The organism is Mycobacterium cookii, from assembly GCF_010727945.1.
GTDB classification, from domain to species: domain Bacteria; phylum Actinomycetota; class Actinomycetes; order Mycobacteriales; family Mycobacteriaceae; genus Mycobacterium; species Mycobacterium cookii.
Genome location: NZ_AP022569.1, coordinates 3,902,503 through 3,917,149, shown reverse-complemented (window position 1 = coordinate 3,917,149; position 14,647 = coordinate 3,902,503). Strand labels below are relative to the sequence as shown.

Annotated in this window: 15 protein-coding genes; 8 read left to right on the top strand and 7 right to left on the bottom strand. The window is 65.7% G+C overall.

What is annotated here, in order from left to right; all coding sequences use genetic code 11:
- Nucleotides 1-150: 150 nt before the first annotated feature.
- The 4 genes from G6N27_RS18455 to G6N27_RS18440 all read left to right on the top strand — a co-directional run bounded on the left by G6N27_RS18455 (nt 151) and on the right by G6N27_RS18440 (nt 4,267).
- On the top strand, nt 151-1,812 hold the full coding sequence (locus tag G6N27_RS18455; protein WP_163778740.1) for a PP2C family protein-serine/threonine phosphatase: 1,662 nt from the start codon (nt 151-153) through the stop codon (nt 1,810-1,812).
- Entirely contained in the window at nt 1,809-2,921 is a 1,113-nt protein-coding gene (locus G6N27_RS18450) for a cobalamin B12-binding domain-containing protein (protein WP_163778738.1), read from the top strand. Before G6N27_RS18455 ends, G6N27_RS18450 begins: the two co-directional genes overlap by 4 nt.
- An 8-nt stretch (nt 2,922-2,929) precedes the next feature.
- The gene (locus tag G6N27_RS18445) at nt 2,930-3,301 is read left to right on the top strand and encodes an STAS domain-containing protein (protein ID WP_232064670.1); all 372 of its coding nucleotides are present in this window, start codon (nt 2,930-2,932) and stop codon (nt 3,299-3,301) included.
- 165 nt (nt 3,302-3,466) lie between these two features.
- The gene (locus G6N27_RS18440; RefSeq protein WP_163778732.1) at nt 3,467-4,267 is read left to right on the top strand and encodes a L,D-transpeptidase; all 801 of its coding nucleotides are present in this window, start codon (nt 3,467-3,469) and stop codon (nt 4,265-4,267) included.
- A gap of 92 nt (nt 4,268-4,359) precedes the next feature.
- On the opposite strand, the gene G6N27_RS18435 is transcribed toward G6N27_RS18440, so the two are convergent.
- From G6N27_RS18435 to G6N27_RS18425, 3 genes are all read right to left on the bottom strand, one after another.
- Nucleotides 4,360-4,920: a hypothetical protein gene (locus G6N27_RS18435; RefSeq protein WP_163778728.1), complete on the bottom strand. Its 561-nt coding sequence runs from the start codon at nt 4,918-4,920 to the stop codon at nt 4,360-4,362.
- A gap of 270 nt (nt 4,921-5,190) precedes the next feature.
- Nucleotides 5,191-5,868 (bottom strand): hypothetical protein, encoded by a 678-nt coding sequence (locus G6N27_RS18430; protein ID WP_163778725.1) that lies wholly within the window; start codon nt 5,866-5,868, stop codon nt 5,191-5,193.
- An 82-nt stretch (nt 5,869-5,950) separates the two neighbouring features.
- Nucleotides 5,951-6,580, bottom strand: coding sequence for a TetR/AcrR family transcriptional regulator (locus G6N27_RS18425; protein WP_163778722.1), 630 nt, complete (start codon nt 6,578-6,580; stop codon nt 5,951-5,953).
- Nucleotides 6,581-6,673: 93 nt separating this feature from the next.
- Here G6N27_RS18425 and G6N27_RS18420 point away from each other — a divergent pair, with 93 nt between their 5' ends.
- Together G6N27_RS18420 and G6N27_RS18415 are read left to right on the top strand one after the other, a co-directional pair.
- A complete protein-coding gene (locus G6N27_RS18420) occupies nt 6,674-7,861 on the top strand; it encodes a cytochrome P450 (RefSeq protein WP_163778720.1) in 1,188 nt (395 codons plus the stop codon).
- Between the two features lie 8 nt (nt 7,862-7,869).
- Entirely contained in the window at nt 7,870-8,826 is a 957-nt protein-coding gene (locus tag G6N27_RS18415; protein ID WP_163781981.1) for an SDR family NAD(P)-dependent oxidoreductase, read from the top strand.
- 3 nt (nt 8,827-8,829) lie between these two features.
- Here G6N27_RS18415 and G6N27_RS18410 read toward each other — a convergent pair whose 3' ends face one another.
- The 4 genes from G6N27_RS18410 to G6N27_RS18395 all read right to left on the bottom strand — a co-directional run bounded on the left by G6N27_RS18410 (nt 8,830) and on the right by G6N27_RS18395 (nt 13,488).
- The gene (locus G6N27_RS18410) at nt 8,830-9,546 is read right to left on the bottom strand and encodes a cutinase family protein (protein WP_163778715.1); all 717 of its coding nucleotides are present in this window, start codon (nt 9,544-9,546) and stop codon (nt 8,830-8,832) included.
- Between the two features lie 87 nt (nt 9,547-9,633).
- Nucleotides 9,634-10,014, bottom strand: coding sequence for a hypothetical protein (locus tag G6N27_RS18405; protein ID WP_163778712.1), 381 nt, complete (start codon nt 10,012-10,014; stop codon nt 9,634-9,636).
- Between the two features lie 64 nt (nt 10,015-10,078).
- Nucleotides 10,079-11,935 (bottom strand): Hsp70 family protein, encoded by a 1,857-nt coding sequence (locus tag G6N27_RS18400; protein ID WP_232064668.1) that lies wholly within the window; start codon nt 11,933-11,935, stop codon nt 10,079-10,081.
- A 326-nt stretch (nt 11,936-12,261) separates the two neighbouring features.
- Nucleotides 12,262-13,488, bottom strand: coding sequence for a hypothetical protein (locus G6N27_RS18395; RefSeq protein ID WP_163778706.1), 1,227 nt, complete (start codon nt 13,486-13,488; stop codon nt 12,262-12,264).
- A gap of 38 nt (nt 13,489-13,526) precedes the next feature.
- Between G6N27_RS18395 and G6N27_RS18390 the strand changes: the two genes are divergently transcribed.
- A complete protein-coding gene (locus G6N27_RS18390; protein ID WP_163778703.1) occupies nt 13,527-14,138 on the top strand; it encodes a TetR/AcrR family transcriptional regulator in 612 nt (203 codons plus the stop codon).
- Nucleotides 14,139-14,144: 6 nt separating this feature from the next.
- Nucleotides 14,145-14,645 (top strand): nuclear transport factor 2 family protein, encoded by a 501-nt coding sequence (locus G6N27_RS18385; RefSeq protein ID WP_372512974.1) that lies wholly within the window; start codon nt 14,145-14,147, stop codon nt 14,643-14,645.
- The last annotated feature ends 2 nt before the right edge of the window (nt 14,646-14,647 follow it).

Below are 14,647 nucleotides of genomic sequence, written 5' to 3'. Positions count from 1 at the left end.
ACCATCGACCGTAGCGATTCCGGCAGCGCTGCAAAGCCCAAATATCAAGATCGGGCGAACACCCGAGTCTTCCGCAGCGACAAGCGATGTGCGTAAACTCGCTCGCGGGGGTTCGTTAAGTAGACACGACGATTCTTAGGTCGATTATTTATGCAAGATGGGTCCTCGGTACGGGTTGAAACCGACCACGAATCACTGTGGACCTACGTCGCGTGTCCAACACTTGTGGTCGATCGGGCCGGATCCATCCAAGCGCTGAGCGCCTCGGCCCAGTCCTTGATCCCCGAAGCGGAGCCCGGGGTTCGCCTCGATGTCGCCGTCGGGTGGCTGTCGCCCGTACACGATCGACTCGTACAAACCACCGCGATTCATGACAACCGGGAGTCGTTCAACGCCTCCGGCCCGGTGGGCGGGCGGCGGTTCGACGCACACCACGCCATGCTGCCCGGAGGAGAGGTGGCGTGGTCACTGGTCGAGGACACCGGCCAGGTGTTACGCGACGCGCAGCAAGCGCTGACCAGGGAACACGAACGCGCGGCTTTCCTGCTCGAGGCGTCGTCTGTGCTGATGGCGTCACTGAACATCGACCGCTGCCGCGAAGCGACGGTGCAGCTCGCGGCGCGGGACCTCGCCGACGCGGCAGTCGTCGTCGCTCCCGCGGGCCGCGGCCGTCGGATGCCGGTGTTCTACTGCGACGCATCAGGAGATGTCGAGCAGCGCAGTGTCGACGCCGACCCGATGTCGGTGACGGGTCTGAGCGAGGCGTTGCGGGGATTCCCGCCGGTTCCCTCGCGCTGGATCGACGCCGCGACGCTGCCGGCGTGGCTGATTCCGCACGGCTTCCAGGGGCCGGTGGGCTCGGTGATGATCACTCCCCTGCCCGGTCACGGCGTATCGGCGGGCGCACTGGTGCTGCTGCGGCACGCCGAGGAGGGCGTCTTCAGCGAGGGTGAAGAGGTACTGGCACGGTTGTTCGCGGCGCGCGCCGGCGCCGCGCTGTCGGCCGCACGGCTTTACGCCGAGCAGGCGGCGATCACCCGCACGCTGATGCGTGACCTGCTGCCTCCCCAACTGCACCCGGTGCACGGCATCGAGTTCGCCGGCGGCTACCGGGCCTCAGAAGACTATGAAGTGGTCGGCGGGGACTTCTACGACGTACACCCGGCGTCCACGCCCGAGGGCGAGACGCTCGTCGTCCTGGGAGACGTCTGCGGTAAGGGCCTGGAAGCCGCGATGCTGACCGGCAAAATCCGTAACACGCTGCAGGCGCTGACGCCGATGGCCGCCGACCATCAGGCCGTTCTCGAGTTGCTCAACGGCGCGCTGCTGTCGACCGAACACGCCCGGTTCACCACGCTGGTGCTTGCCTCGGCCGCCAACCGCGAGGGCGGGGTGGCGTTGCGGTTGACCAGCGCCGGACACCTGCCTCCGCTGATCGTGCGAGACGGTGGGCACGTGGAGCAGGCCGACACGGCGGGCACCCTGATCGGGGCGTTGCCGAACATCGAAACCCAATCGTTCGAGACCTTGCTGGCGCCGGGCGAGACGTGCGTGCTCTACACCGACGGTGTCACGGAAGCGCGCGGCGGCCCGCTGGGCAATTACATGTTCGGCGAAGAACGGCTGGCCGCCGCGCTGTCCGAGTGCTCCGGGATGCCCGCCACCGCGGTGGTCGAACGCGTGATGATGTTGGCCACGCAGTGGATCGGGCAGCAGGTGCACGACGACATCGCCGTCGTCGCCATCACCGCCCCGCGCCGCACCCACCTGAGCGCCGTCGACGGCCACACCCGGGGAAGGTTCACGGCTTGAGCTCTCACGACGTCGACTCCGCCGCCACGCGGGCCGTCGCCACTGATTTAGCTCAGGTGCGGGAACAACTCTGGGGAGCTGTCATCGACTGCGACGAATACGCAGCAGTGGCAACGATCTACGCGGCCATGGATGCAGGGGTGCCGCCGGAAGACGTGTTGCTCGAGGTGATTGCACCCGTCCAGCAGAAGATCGGCGCTGAATGGGCCGCCAACCGGATCAGAATCGCCCAGGAACACGCGGCCACGGCCATCAACGACCGCGCGGTCGCCGCGCTCGCTCATCACCCCGCCGGCCGCACGACCGCGCACACCGGCAAAGTCACGGTTGCCTGCGTCGACGGCGAGTGGCACGCGTTGCCAGCCCGTCTGCTGGCCGAGACACTGCGGCTGCGCGGGTGGCAGGTCGACTTTCTGGGCGCTCAGGTCCCCACCCCACACCTCATCGCCCACCTGCATCAGAGTGGACCCGACGCCGTCGCGCTGTCCTGCTCCATCCCCACCCGGCTGCCGACCGCGCACGCGGCGATCACCGCCTGCCAAGCCGCGGGAGTGGCGGTGCTGGCCGGGGGCGCGGCATTCGGCCCCGATGGCCGCTTCGCCCGGCAGTTGGGCGCCGACGCGTGGGCTCCGGACGCGCGCGCGGCCGCCGAGCTGCTGGCCGAGGGGTTTTTGAGCACGCATCTGTCGTCGAACCGTCAGCCCATCGACGACCTGCCGCACCTGGTCGACCAGGAGTACACCACGGTCAGCCAGACGGCCACGCAGCTGATCACGGAGACGCTCGCGACGCTGGAGAGCCGGATCCCCGCGATGCGCGAGTACAGCGACTTCGAGCGGCAGCGGACCGCCGAGGACATCGCCCATATCGTCGAATTCCTGGTGGCGGGCCTCTATACCGACGACGACGAGCTGTTCACCGGCTTCATGCTCTGGACCGCCGGCATCCTCGCCGCCCGCGGCGTACCGGCAGCGACGCTGTTTCCGGCACTCGAACTTTTGGGTAAACAACTGCTTGAGTTTCCCCGCAGTAAGCGTCTCCTCGACGCAGCGAAATCCGCCCTCGCCGGCGAAAAGAGGCCGGCGACCGACCCGCAATTGAATACATGAATTTTTCGATGACTATCACCACGAAGCCACGATCGGCCCGTATGCGCATCGCCGGTGACTTGGACTACGAAACCGTCGACGAACTCGTCGCCGCCGCGTCACAGGTGCTTGCCCAACAGTCCGATCTGGAGGAACTGCACCTCGACTTCAGCGAGCTGACCTTTCTCGACTCGGCTGCCCTGTCCGGCCTGCTTCTCATCCACCGCCGGACCTCGCACTCCGGAATCGAACTTCGTCTCGACCACCGCCCGCCGTTCCTCGACCGCGTCCTGCAGGTGACCGGGCTGTTCGGGCACTTCGTCTCGTCCGACTCTGACGTCGCGGCCGGCGACTCGGCCCTGTTGGGCCAGGTCACCACCGGCGAGACCAGCGTTCGTTGAACTCAATACCGAACTGATACAAGCAATCTCGGGGTTGCCTCAGTTTCGGCCGTAGCCGAACCGTGACGGAGGCTTTACCGAATTGCCTTCGCGCCCTTGGCGTCCAAGATTCCGGACACCCCTAGTATCCGTATTACAGTCTTGTCTACTAGAAGGAACTAAGGCATGCGGGCGGTTTCTCGGTCTGTTCTCGCGGCGCTCAGCGTTGCCGCGTCCCTCGTCGCCGACCCGACCGGCGTGAGCAGTGCCGCGACGAGCCCGTCGGTGAAGTCCGAGATCGCTTCGATACAACCGAAATCCGATCAAGTTGTGGGTGTGGCACACCCTGTGATCGTCAACTTCCGCGCGCCCGTCGTCAACCGGCGTGCCGTCGAGCAAGCCCTGAGAATCAGGGCCACACCGCCGATGTCCGGTAAGTTCGAGTGGCTCGATAACACTGCTGTGCAATGGGTTCCGGACCGATACTGGCCGGCGCACAGCACGATCGCGCTGTCGGTGGGCGGCTTGTCGACCGACCTCAGGACAGGTCCGGCCGTCCTCGGCGTCGCGGACATCTCCGACCACACATTCACCGTGAGCATCGACGGCGCCCACGCCGGACCGCCGCGGCCAGCCCCGCACCACCAGGCCCACTGGGGCGAAGACGGGGTGATGCCGGCTTCGATGGGCCGGCCGGAGTTTCCGACGCCTGTCGGTGTCTACACTGTGATGTCCAAAGACCGCTCTCTGATTATGGATTCGAGCACCGTCGGCGTTCCGATCTCCGATCCGGCCGGTTACCGGGTGCCAGTCGATTACGCCACCCGCATAACCAGCCGCGGACTGTTCGTGCATTCAGCACCGTGGGCAATCAATGCGCTGGGTCACGAGAATGTCAGCCACGGCTGCATCAGCTTGAGCCCCGCGGACGCCGAATGGTACTTCAACACCGTCAACATCGGCGACCCGGTAGTCGTCAAGGAATAGCGTCAGCGGTCGCTGATGCTGTTGTCGCACAATTACTTACAGATAGAAAGGCGCCCCGACATTTCGTCGGGGCGCCTTTTTCGTATTTCTTCTTACCCTGCCGGACCGGGCGTGATCGGCTGACCCGGCTGAGGCCCCTCTGCCGACGCCGTGCCGACCGGCGCACCCTTACCTCCCGCGGCACCGGCCGAATCGGTGATCACCGCACCGGGAGGGGCACCTGCTCCCCCGAGTGCGATCAGCGGTGCACCGGCCGGAACCACCGGGGCGCCAGCGGGCACGGGAGCGCCCACCGGAAGCGGGGCACCCGCCGGGATAGGGGCGCCCGCCGGAAGCGGTGCACCCGCAGGGAAGGGGAACGGAGCACCGGCGGGAACCGGCGCAGCGACCGGCGCACCGGCCATGTCAGCGATCGGTGCCCCAGCCGGCACACACGCGGCCGTGGCGGCCGGACCGGCGGCACCCGCCGCAGCGGCACCCGCGCCGCCGACCGCAGGCGCACCGGCGCCCACCTCGCCGGCGGCGCCATACATGCAGGCGGCGCCACCCGTCATCAACGGAGCGGCAGCCGATTCTGCGCTCAAAGCTATTGCGGCACCACATAAACCAACGCCGGCAACCACTCTGATGTTGAATCGATCGAAGGTTGCCATCGAGGTCAACTCCTTTGTCCACACGCGGGCATATCCCGCAGTATCCAGTCGGCGCGGCTCGCGAACACAGCCGTACCGAAGTCGTATTTGGACGACCGAATTAGTTTTAATGGACCGGTGTTCAACATGCACCTCGCCGCACCGCACTGTTTCCAAATAGTGACGTTTGACCGTGCGCCGGACGGATAGAAGCCGAATATCGATATGGCTCTTACTTTTTGGTGTTATCGAACCGAAACCTTGACGGCCTCAACGAAAACCCGATCCCGCTTAGCGGACGTAAACCTCGCCGCCGGTGGGATACCCGCCACCGTGGGTGGTGATGTGCACGTGGTCGTAGTGGCCGTAGCCCGAACCCGACGGCCCGCTAGGCGTGTAGTAGGTATTACGCCAAATCACGTCCTGCAACGCGAAACGGTCGGCGTTCTTGAACGCGAACCTGACGATCTCGTTGCCGAGCTCTATGCCCGCAGCGCTGGACGGGTTGGGAATCATGATGTCGATCGCCAAACCCCGCGGATGCCACGGAAGCGCATCAGGCCGGACACCACCGATGTTGGTGATCTCCGGGAATGCGGCGCTGACGGCACGAGCGGCCAGGATCGTTTTGACTTGCAAGCCCCGTTCGTTGGCGACTCCCACCGGCAGCATGCGTGGAGCGGCGTTGAGGGCAACGCGCCACCTGGCAGCGCGTGACGCCGGCGCCGCCTCGCCCGCACCATCGTTAGGCTGCACAGCGGATGCCGCCCACGAGGACGTGATCGGTGAGCTGGCCGTGACCTCGACGCAGCACGCCGGTTGGGCGCCAGCAACGGCCTCCGTGTCGTGGTGAGCCCCCAGCGCCTGGGCGCTTCCGCCGAGGGCAAAGACTGCCAGGGTCGGAGCAACAACGACAGCCTTCAGTACCGGCGACTTCGGCCGACTGCTGGCTAACTCATGGCGACCCACGGCAAGCAGCTTACGAGCAAATCAAGAAATAGTCACGATTAGATAACTACGCCGCAGGTGAGCGGCAATCGAAACCCCGGATTTACAGCGGCCAGCTGTCTGTTTCCGGCACAAATCGGAGCACCGGCGCCGGGGGCAACGGCCGTCGATCCGTGACGGATATCGCGTCCAGCATGAGCGCCACGTAGCGGCGCCAACCGTCGCTGCCCGGATCCATCGTCCACAGCACGCTGTGCAGCATCGCGACCAACCGCGGCAGGTCGGCGGGCACCAGGTCGGGCCGGACGGTCCCGGCTTGCTGGCCGCGCTGGGCGAGCTCCGTGAGCGCCTCGTCCAGCGCGGTCGACACGTCAGGGGTCAGGGACCCAGCCCTGCGGGCGGCGGTCAGCAGGTTGCGCTCCCGGGCGCCCAGCGATATCGCCGCATCGATCAGCTCCGCCAGACCGTGCAGCGGGTCAGTGGCGCCGCGAGCGTCCTGGATCGTCGGCACGAGGTCCTCGGCGATGCAGAGGTCCAGGGCCGCCCGGATCAGTTCGGCCTTCGTCGGAAATCTGCGGTAGAGCGTTCGTTCGCCGACGCCGGCCCGCTGGGCGATCGCCTCGACGGCGGCATCGGGCCCGACTTCGTCGTAGACCTGGCGTGCGGCCCGCAGGATCCGCTCGGCGTTGCGCGCAGCGTCGGCGCGTAACGGACGGTCGGTCACCGCGGTCATCGCATCAGCGTAACTGACAGTTGACTGCTAGTTAGTGGCGTTTTAGGCTCGGTTAATTGGCAACCATCTGCCACTTAACCGCAAAGGTCGCTGATGACAACAACTTCCGATCTGCCCGTGATTCCGGCGCAACGTGCCACGCGCTGCCCGCTCGCGCCGCCGACCGAGTTCGCGGACTGGCGGCAAGCGCCCGGCCTGCAGCGGGCCATCTGGAATGGCCAACAGGTGTGGTCGGTGAGCCGCTACCACGACATCAGGGCCGCTCTGGTCGATCCACGGCTGTCGGCGAAGACGCTGCCGGAGATATTCGAGCAGCCAAGCGAGGCACCGGTGATCTTCGCCCGGACGGACGATCCCGAGCATCAACGGCTACGGCGAATGATGACCAGCCAATTCACGTTCAGACGCACCGAGGCAATGCGGCCGCAGATCCAGGACCTGGTCGACAAATACCTGGACGCGATGATCGACAAGGGGCCGCCTGCCGATATCGTCCGCGACTTTGGCCTGCCGGTCCCGTCGCTGGTGATCGCGCTGCTGCTGGGCGTCCCACCGGAAGATCTCGAGATCTTTCATCACAACACCGCCGCCGGTTTGGACGTGAACTCCACCGACGAGGAAAGAGCGCAGGGCTTCATCGAGATGTACTCGTACATCCAGGAGCTGGTAGCGAGAAAGCAACGCGACCCCGGCGACGACTTGCTCAGCCGCCTCATCACCGACTATGTCGCGACCGGCCAACTCGACTACAACACCGTGGCCGTCAACGGCGTGATCATGATGCAGGCCGGGCACGAAACCACCGCCAACATGATCTCGCTGGGCACCGTTGCGCTGCTAGATCATCCGGAAGTTTACGAGCGTCTCGGTCAAACCGACGATCCCGCCGTCATCGCCAACGCGGTCGAGGAGCTCATGCGTTATCTCTCGATCGTGCACGCTCAAGTGGATCGCATCGCAACCGAAGATCTCACCCTCGGTGGTCAGCAGATCCGCGCGGGCGACAGGTTGCTGATGAATCTGCCGGCCGGTAACTGGGACAGCGAATTCGTCGCCAGCCCTGAGACATTGGACATCGCCCGAAGCGCCCGCGGGCACCTGGCTTTCGGCTACGGAGCTCACCAGTGCATCGGCGCCAACCTGGCGCGTGTCGAAATGCAGGTGGCGTTCGCCACGCTGGCTCGCCGACTGCCGGGCCTGCAACTGGCGGTGCCCGCCGACGAACTGAAGTTCAAGGATGCCGACATCTACGGCATGAAAGAGCTGCCGGTGACCTGGTGACAGACGACATGCGGTTCGACGGCCAGGTCGCGGTGATCACCGGCGCCGGCAATGGTCTGGGCAAGGAGTACGCGCTGTTGCTCGCCTCGCGGGGGGCCCGCGTGCTGGTCAACGACATCGGCGGCTCGGTCACCGGAGCGGGTTCGGACGCCCACGCGGCGACCGCTGTCGCCGCCGAGATTCGCCGGCGCGGCGGCGAGGCCATCCCCGACACCACCAGCGTGAACAGGCCCGAAGGCGGACAGGCGATTGTCGACGCCGCTGTGGACGCCTGGGGACGCGTCGACATCGTGATCAACAACGCCGGTATCGTCCGCGACGCGCCGTTCGAGGACATCACCGCCGACCGACTCGACCCGTTGCTCGACGTACATCTCAGAGGTGCGTTCTATGTCACCAGGCCCGCGTGGAAGGTCATGCGCGAGCAGCAATACGGACGAATCCTCAACACCTGCTCGGCCGCGGGACTGCTTGGCGCCGAACGGATGAGCAACTACGGCGCGGCGAAAACCGGGTTGGTCGGCTTGACCCGAGTGCTGGCCGCGGAGGGCGCCGAACGCAACATCAAGGTCAACGCGATCGCGCCGATCGCCTACACCCGGATGTTGGCGCACTCGGTCGACACCGCCCTGCCACCGGATGACCCGTCAGCGCAGGCCGTACTGGATGACCTTGTGGCGCAATATCTTCAGAAGCTTGACCCGGCATTGGTCGCCCCTGTGGCTGCCTTCCTCACGCACCGGGACTGTCCGGTGTCCGGCGAGATCTACACCGTCGGCGCTGGACACGTCGCCCGATTCTTCATCGGCCGCACGAAAGGCTTCTACAGTCGCGCGCTGTCCGTCGAGCAAGTTCGTGACCATCTCGACGAGATCCGCGACGAGGCCGGCTACACCGTGCCGGTCGGTCCGGCCGACGAGATGGCCGAATTGTTCGCAACGATCATGGCCGACCAGCCCGGCTGACGGCTAGAGGTGGCTGGCGGCGTAACCCGCGGCTTGCGCCGTCATGCCATTGGCCGGGTACGAGGCGTGGGCGAAAGTCGGCAACGCTCCGGAATCGCCGTTACAGATCGTGTCGCCGGCGGCGCACAAGTCGAGGGTCTTGGGCGCATACAGCGGACCGATGGTGATCGTGGGTGCGCCGTAATTCTGCAGCCACGCAGCTGACGGCTTCCCGAAGAGCGTCACTGCGGCAACGTGATTGGCGATCTCCGGTGGCATCGGCTTCGGCAGAAAGGACACGTATTCCGCTGGGATGCCCGCCGGGACAGCGGCCGACGTGACGAAGCCGGACACCACCGCGCCCTGGGAGTACCCGCCCAACACGATTCTGGTCTTGGGGCAATTCGCGGCGGTGGCCTCGATGTGATTGCTGGCGTCTTTGATCCCGTCGACGACGCTCTGGGCGAACTCGACGCGGTCGGAAAAGTTGCTGCTGGCCTCGTAGTTGACCGGGTACACGTCCAACGACTTGGGGGCGACCGCGGTGCGCAGTTCGTCGACGAACGGCTCCCCGATGCCTCCGACGCCGGCCGGCTCACCGGTGCCGCGGGCGAACACCGCCTCGACATCCGGACATGGCTGCGCAGCCGAGACCTGCGTGGGTGCGCCCAGCAACCCGCCAAGGATCACCAGCGCGGCAAGAAGGACACGACCGATCTGGACGACACACATGTTCAACATTGTGGCGTTGTACCCGCAAATATGTATCGCTATTCCGAGGTGACAAACTTCGCGGCTGCGCAGCGGGACCGCGACCAGGCCAGACGGTTACGACGCGTCATCTGAGCCGTCCAGCACGCTGACGGTCATCCCGTACGGCAAGAAACGGACTTTGCGGCTCGCGTCGACGTTGTTCTGGTTTGCCCGCAGCGCATCGAGCTCGGTGGCGTAGACCTCCTCGACCCGGGCGCCACCGTCGGCGTTCACGGTGTAGATCGCCCAGACGCCGTCGCCGGCTTCGCCCGCGGTCTCCGGCCTGGTACGGGTGCGCCGCGCCAGGTCCTCGAACACCGACGACCACCCCGACCGGTCACCCGGAACGAAGAACCGGCCCACTCCCCCGAACGCGTCGCGCAAGCCCTCGCTCGCGTCGCGGATCATTCGATCCAGATCTTCGGGATCGAATCCGAATCGTCCGTTGTCGTCCATTGCGCCTCCTGGCAGGTCACGGCATTACCACCAGTGTGCGCATATCGGCGGGGTTGCGCCACGACTAGTAGCCGTAACCCGGATTCATGTAGGGGTTCTGCTGCTGATACGGGCTCTGCTGATAGGGATTCTGCTGGTAGGGGTTCTGTTGCTGGTAGGGGTTCTGCGGCTGCTGCTGCGCCCCGCCCTGCCCCTCGGGCACCTGTACCGGGATTGGTACCGGCACGAACGGCAGGTTCAGATAGGTCGTCGTCATCGCCACCGTCGGCGACGTGCTCGTCGGCGGGGGCGGCGGAGGAGGCGTCGTGCTCGGGGTCGTGCTGCTGACCGGCGGCGTCGTGGTCGTCGGCTGCTGCGTGGTGGTCGTGACCGGCGCCCTGGTGGTCGGCGGCGGCTCGTAGGTGGTCACCGGCGGCGGTGGCGGGGGCGGCGCTTCGCTGGTGGCCGGCGGCGCTTCACTTACGGGTGGGGGCGGCGCTTGGGTGAGTGACGGCTCCGCGCTGGGCGGCGGCAACAGCGGGCTCGGCGACGGGAGCTGCGAGCTCACTGGTGGTCGCGGCACCGCCGTGGTGCTGCTCGGCAAGGTGGGCGCCCGGTTGCCTGGGCTACTGGTCAACGTGAACGCCACGCCGCCGATAGCGACCATCGAGACCAGCGCGGCAAGCCCCAGGAAGAGCTGCGGCAGCCGGTTTCCCCGCTGCTGCGCGTCGAGCGCTTCGATTCTCGGCAATTGCATTAGCTGTGACGGCGTCGCGCGGTCGTCGTCGTCATAGGGTTCGCCCGTGTAGAACACCGGCTCGTCGCCGGAATCGTCGGCCTGCGACCAGGCCAGCTCCTGAAGCGCCTCCGAGGGTGCGCCGTTGAAGAACGCATCGGCCGGGGCGGTGAACGTGCCGGTCGATGCGTCGAACGTGCCGGTGGGGGGACCGAGCGCATCCGTAGGCGCGGCGAACGTCCCGCTCGACGTCGCGAAGCTGCCGGTGGACGCACCGACCAGGGTGGCCATCGTCGGTACCTCGACCGCGGCCTCTTCCTCCTGCTGCTCGATCGGGTGCCGGGCCGCCAGCATCACCGCGCCGACCGCCATCGCGAATCCGGGCTGCACGGCGGTAATCACCGAAGCTTTGGTGTGCGACGAAAGACGCTGGGCGACAACCGGAATCTTGGCGCCACCACCGGCCATCGCCACTGCCGCGATGTCTTTGCAACGAATCCTGTTGGCACGCAACACGTCATCGAACGCCGAGAGCAAACCGCTGAGACGGTCCTCGATCACGTTGTCGAGCTCGGCCCGGCTCACCTCCACGTGGGAGCGCCGGCCGGACAGCTCAACCACGATCTCGGTGGACGTTTCTTTGGACAGTCGCTCTTTGGCCAGACGGCATTCCTCGCGCAGACCAGCGAATTGCGCAACGACACCGGTGCTCGCGGGATCGGCGCCGTTGACGTGACCGACGCTGTCCAGCACGTGCACCATGAGCGCCTGGTCGACGAGGTCGCCAGAGAATTCCGGATAACGCACGGTGTCGACGATCGGGGTGAAGCCCGATGCGGCGTCGGCCAACGTGATGCTCGTGCCGCTGCCGCCGAAATCAAGCAGCGCGACAACACCATTGGCCGGAAGGTGGGAATCGGCGTTCAACGCGGTTAGCGCGGCAGCGGAGTCCGTGACCAGTCGCGGCGAGATGCCGCTGTGCACGAAGCCGGCGTGCGTGCTCAACGCGTCTTGCAGGACACGCAACGCATCCGCGTCCCAATACCCCGGAACGGCCATGGTGATGTTCGACTTCGACGCAGCACCGCCAGTAGCGGTGATCAGCGCATCCAGCGCCTCGACCAACAGGAGCGCGGGGTCGTGCTTCGAACCGTCGGCCGGCTTGAGGTTGTCCGACTTCCCGACTCGTTCGACGAAGCCGGCCATCAAAGTCCCGGTATCGGCGCCATCGCTGTTCGCTGAATCTTTCTCGGGCAGGCCTAACTTCGGTGCGCGGTCAGGAAAAAGCGTCAGCACAGCGCGACGCGAGACGGGAGGATTCCCGCTGCGGACCGCGACTAGATTTGTGGTCCCGATTGACAACCCCAACGGGTCATACATAAAACGATTACTTTCGTCGATAGCAAGTCGGTGGCCAGGGTTAACCATAACGGCGGTCGCGCTACGACGATCGGGCCCAACGTCATCGGTATCCGGTCGATGCGGTTGCGTCATCGAAGCGAGACAACCGACGGCTTGACAGATGACGGGTGTCACACCACGGTGAGCGGCAACGACTTTCGCGGCTGGAATTCGAATGTTGATCCGCCGCTGACCTTGGCGATCGCCACCTCGGGCAACTCTTTTGCGGCAGTGTCGGTCTCAGTGAACTCGGCGACCCAGTCAGCCTCGTTCCCGCTGACCTCGACTGAGATGCGCGGATCGATGGCGGTGGCGATCGCCTGCAGCGGCTGGACGGAGTCCGGCGAGCACAACGAGATCCAGGCGGCATCGTCGTGGGCCGGCGAGCGATGAACGTGCAAGGCGGACCGCACCGCTGCGTCGACGTAGCCCTGCGGGTTCAGCAGCGGGTGCAACTCCAGAACTCTGCGTAAGCCGTCGATCCCGTCGGGTAGTGACAGCGCTCGATGGATGCGCTCAGCACCGAGTCCGGCAACGCCGGTCAGCCCCCGGGTGCAGATCGAATCGGCCAATGCGACGTCGGATCCTGCTCGGGCCCGCACCGCGATCGCGAAAGAGAGGTAGAGCAAATGCATCTGCAGGCACACTTCGTCGGCCATCCGCACCAGCGCCGAGTGCGAGTACGCACCGAAGTCGAAGTCGGACACCACCGGGCCCGAATAGTCGGCCAGACCTTCGCCGGACTCATCTATCGGGTCGAGTTCCCATGTCGCAGCACGGGTTTGGCTGACGATGTCCAGGGCTGGAATGCCTTCGACGGGCGGATACGACTCATCGATAACGACGGTCCAGGCGCAGTGCGGATGACGGTCGCTCGGGACCCGGGGCGGGCGGTGGATGGGCCGCACCTGCGCCCGGGCATTGGTCGCCACCGCCGTGGCGTCGAACGTCGGATCCTCGATGGTGTGGCACATTCCGAAGACGTAGTCGTGGCCCATCGGCTCGACGTCGAGCAGCGCGCCGCAGTGATCGAGGTGGAACTCACCGTGCCAGCGGTCGTGAATGGTATAGCGAAAGTCCATGAACTGGGGCGGAGCGCCGATGTCGAGCTGCAAGCCTTTGAAGATCGTGTGCACGTCGACGCCCTCGTAGTTCAGGGCCCGTTGCATGCGCCTGGTGTAGATCGGGCTGGCGCCGGCCCACTCCTCGATCGCGATCTGCACCATCTCGTCACGCCCGAACTCCTGGATGCACCACGCCATGCCCGAGCGGTCGATCATCTGCCCGATCAACAGCAACTCGGGAAGCAGAACCGCAAGTTCGTGGCGGGACAGCTGGGCGTATCGCGAGTTGCTCACCGACCAAAAATAGAGCTGACTATGTTATAAAGTCAACAATGTCCATCACCGCAGGCCGCAAGCCCCGCACGTCCGTCAGGCCGACCCGACGGACGACGGCGCCGCGCAAACGTGGGGACGACACCCGCGCGAAAATCATCGACGAAACGGTGCGCTGCATCGTCGAGGAGGGCTTCGCCGCGGCGACCGCGAAGCACGTCGCCGAACGCGCCGGGGTGACCTGGGGGGTGATTCAGTACCACTTCGGCGACCGCAGCGGGTTGCTGATGGCCGTCGTCGACGACGGGGTGGCCAGGCTGCTGGACAGCCTGTCGTCGGCCGAGGTCAGCGAACTGCCGTTACGGGAGCGCATCGAGGTCGTCATCGACACGGCGTGGAGTTGTTACAGCAGCCCCACGTCGATGGCGGCGTTCGAGATTCTGCAGGCCAATCGCGGCGGCTCGTCGCGGCAACACCTGCTGGAGATGAACGCGGCGATCAATCAGCTCGGTCGGCTGATCACCGACGACCCGGCCAACGCCGGTGTGGCCGAGGTGATTTGGGCGACGCTGCGCGGTGTGGTGCTGGCCCGGATGATCGTGGGCGCCGAAGTGGACTGGCAGCGGGAGCGACGCGCGCTGATCGACATGGTCACCCACTACCTGCGCTGAGCCGGCGTGTGCTGCAATGACGTGATGAGCTCAAATGGTCACGACGCCTGGCTCGCCGACGTCGCTGCGATAGAACTGATCAAGTACCGCTACCTACGTGCACTGGACACCAAGCACTGGGACGACTTCTCCGAAACCCTCACCGAGGACGTCGTCGGCGACTACGGGTCGTCGATGGGCGAAGAACACCACTTCACCAACCGCGCCGACCTGGTCGAGTACATGCGCGCGTCGCTAGGGCCCAACGTGATCACCGAGCATCGCGTCACCCACCCGGAGATCACGATCAACGGCGACGAAGCCACCGGCACCTGGTATCTGCAAGACCGGGTGATGGTGGCCGAATTCGACTTCATGCTGATCGGCGCGGGCTTCTACCACGATCGGTATCGTCGCACCGCTGACGGATGGCGGATCAGCGCGACCGGATACGACCGCACCTACGACGCCACCATGTCGCTGAAGAACCTCGACTTCAAGTTGACGCCCGGTAGCGCCCTAGCGTGAAT

Bases quoted from the DNA above. Each gene is read 5' to 3' on its own strand.
- G6N27_RS18455 (WP_163778740.1), top strand. From the start codon at position 151: ATGCAAGATGGGTCCTCGGTACGGGTTGAAACCGACCACGAATCACTG.
- G6N27_RS18445 (WP_232064670.1), top strand. From the start codon at position 2,930: ATGACTATCACCACGAAGCCACGATCGGCCCGTATGCGCATCGCCGGT.
- G6N27_RS18440 (WP_163778732.1), top strand. From the start codon at position 3,467: ATGCGGGCGGTTTCTCGGTCTGTTCTCGCGGCGCTCAGCGTTGCCGCG.
- G6N27_RS18435 (WP_163778728.1), bottom strand. From the start codon at position 4,920: ATGGCAACCTTCGATCGATTCAACATCAGAGTGGTTGCCGGCGTTGGT.
- G6N27_RS18425 (WP_163778722.1), bottom strand. From the start codon at position 6,580: ATGACCGCGGTGACCGACCGTCCGTTACGCGCCGACGCTGCGCGCAAC.
- G6N27_RS18420 (WP_163778720.1), top strand. From the start codon at position 6,674: ATGACAACAACTTCCGATCTGCCCGTGATTCCGGCGCAACGTGCCACG.
- G6N27_RS18415 (WP_163781981.1), top strand. From the start codon at position 7,870: ATGCGGTTCGACGGCCAGGTCGCGGTGATCACCGGCGCCGGCAATGGT.
- G6N27_RS18410 (WP_163778715.1), bottom strand. From the start codon at position 9,546: ATGTTGAACATGTGTGTCGTCCAGATCGGTCGTGTCCTTCTTGCCGCG.
- G6N27_RS18405 (WP_163778712.1), bottom strand. From the start codon at position 10,014: ATGGACGACAACGGACGATTCGGATTCGATCCCGAAGATCTGGATCGA.
- G6N27_RS18400 (WP_232064668.1), bottom strand. From the start codon at position 11,935: ATGGCCGGCTTCGTCGAACGAGTCGGGAAGTCGGACAACCTCAAGCCG.
- G6N27_RS18390 (WP_163778703.1), top strand. From the start codon at position 13,527: ATGTCCATCACCGCAGGCCGCAAGCCCCGCACGTCCGTCAGGCCGACC.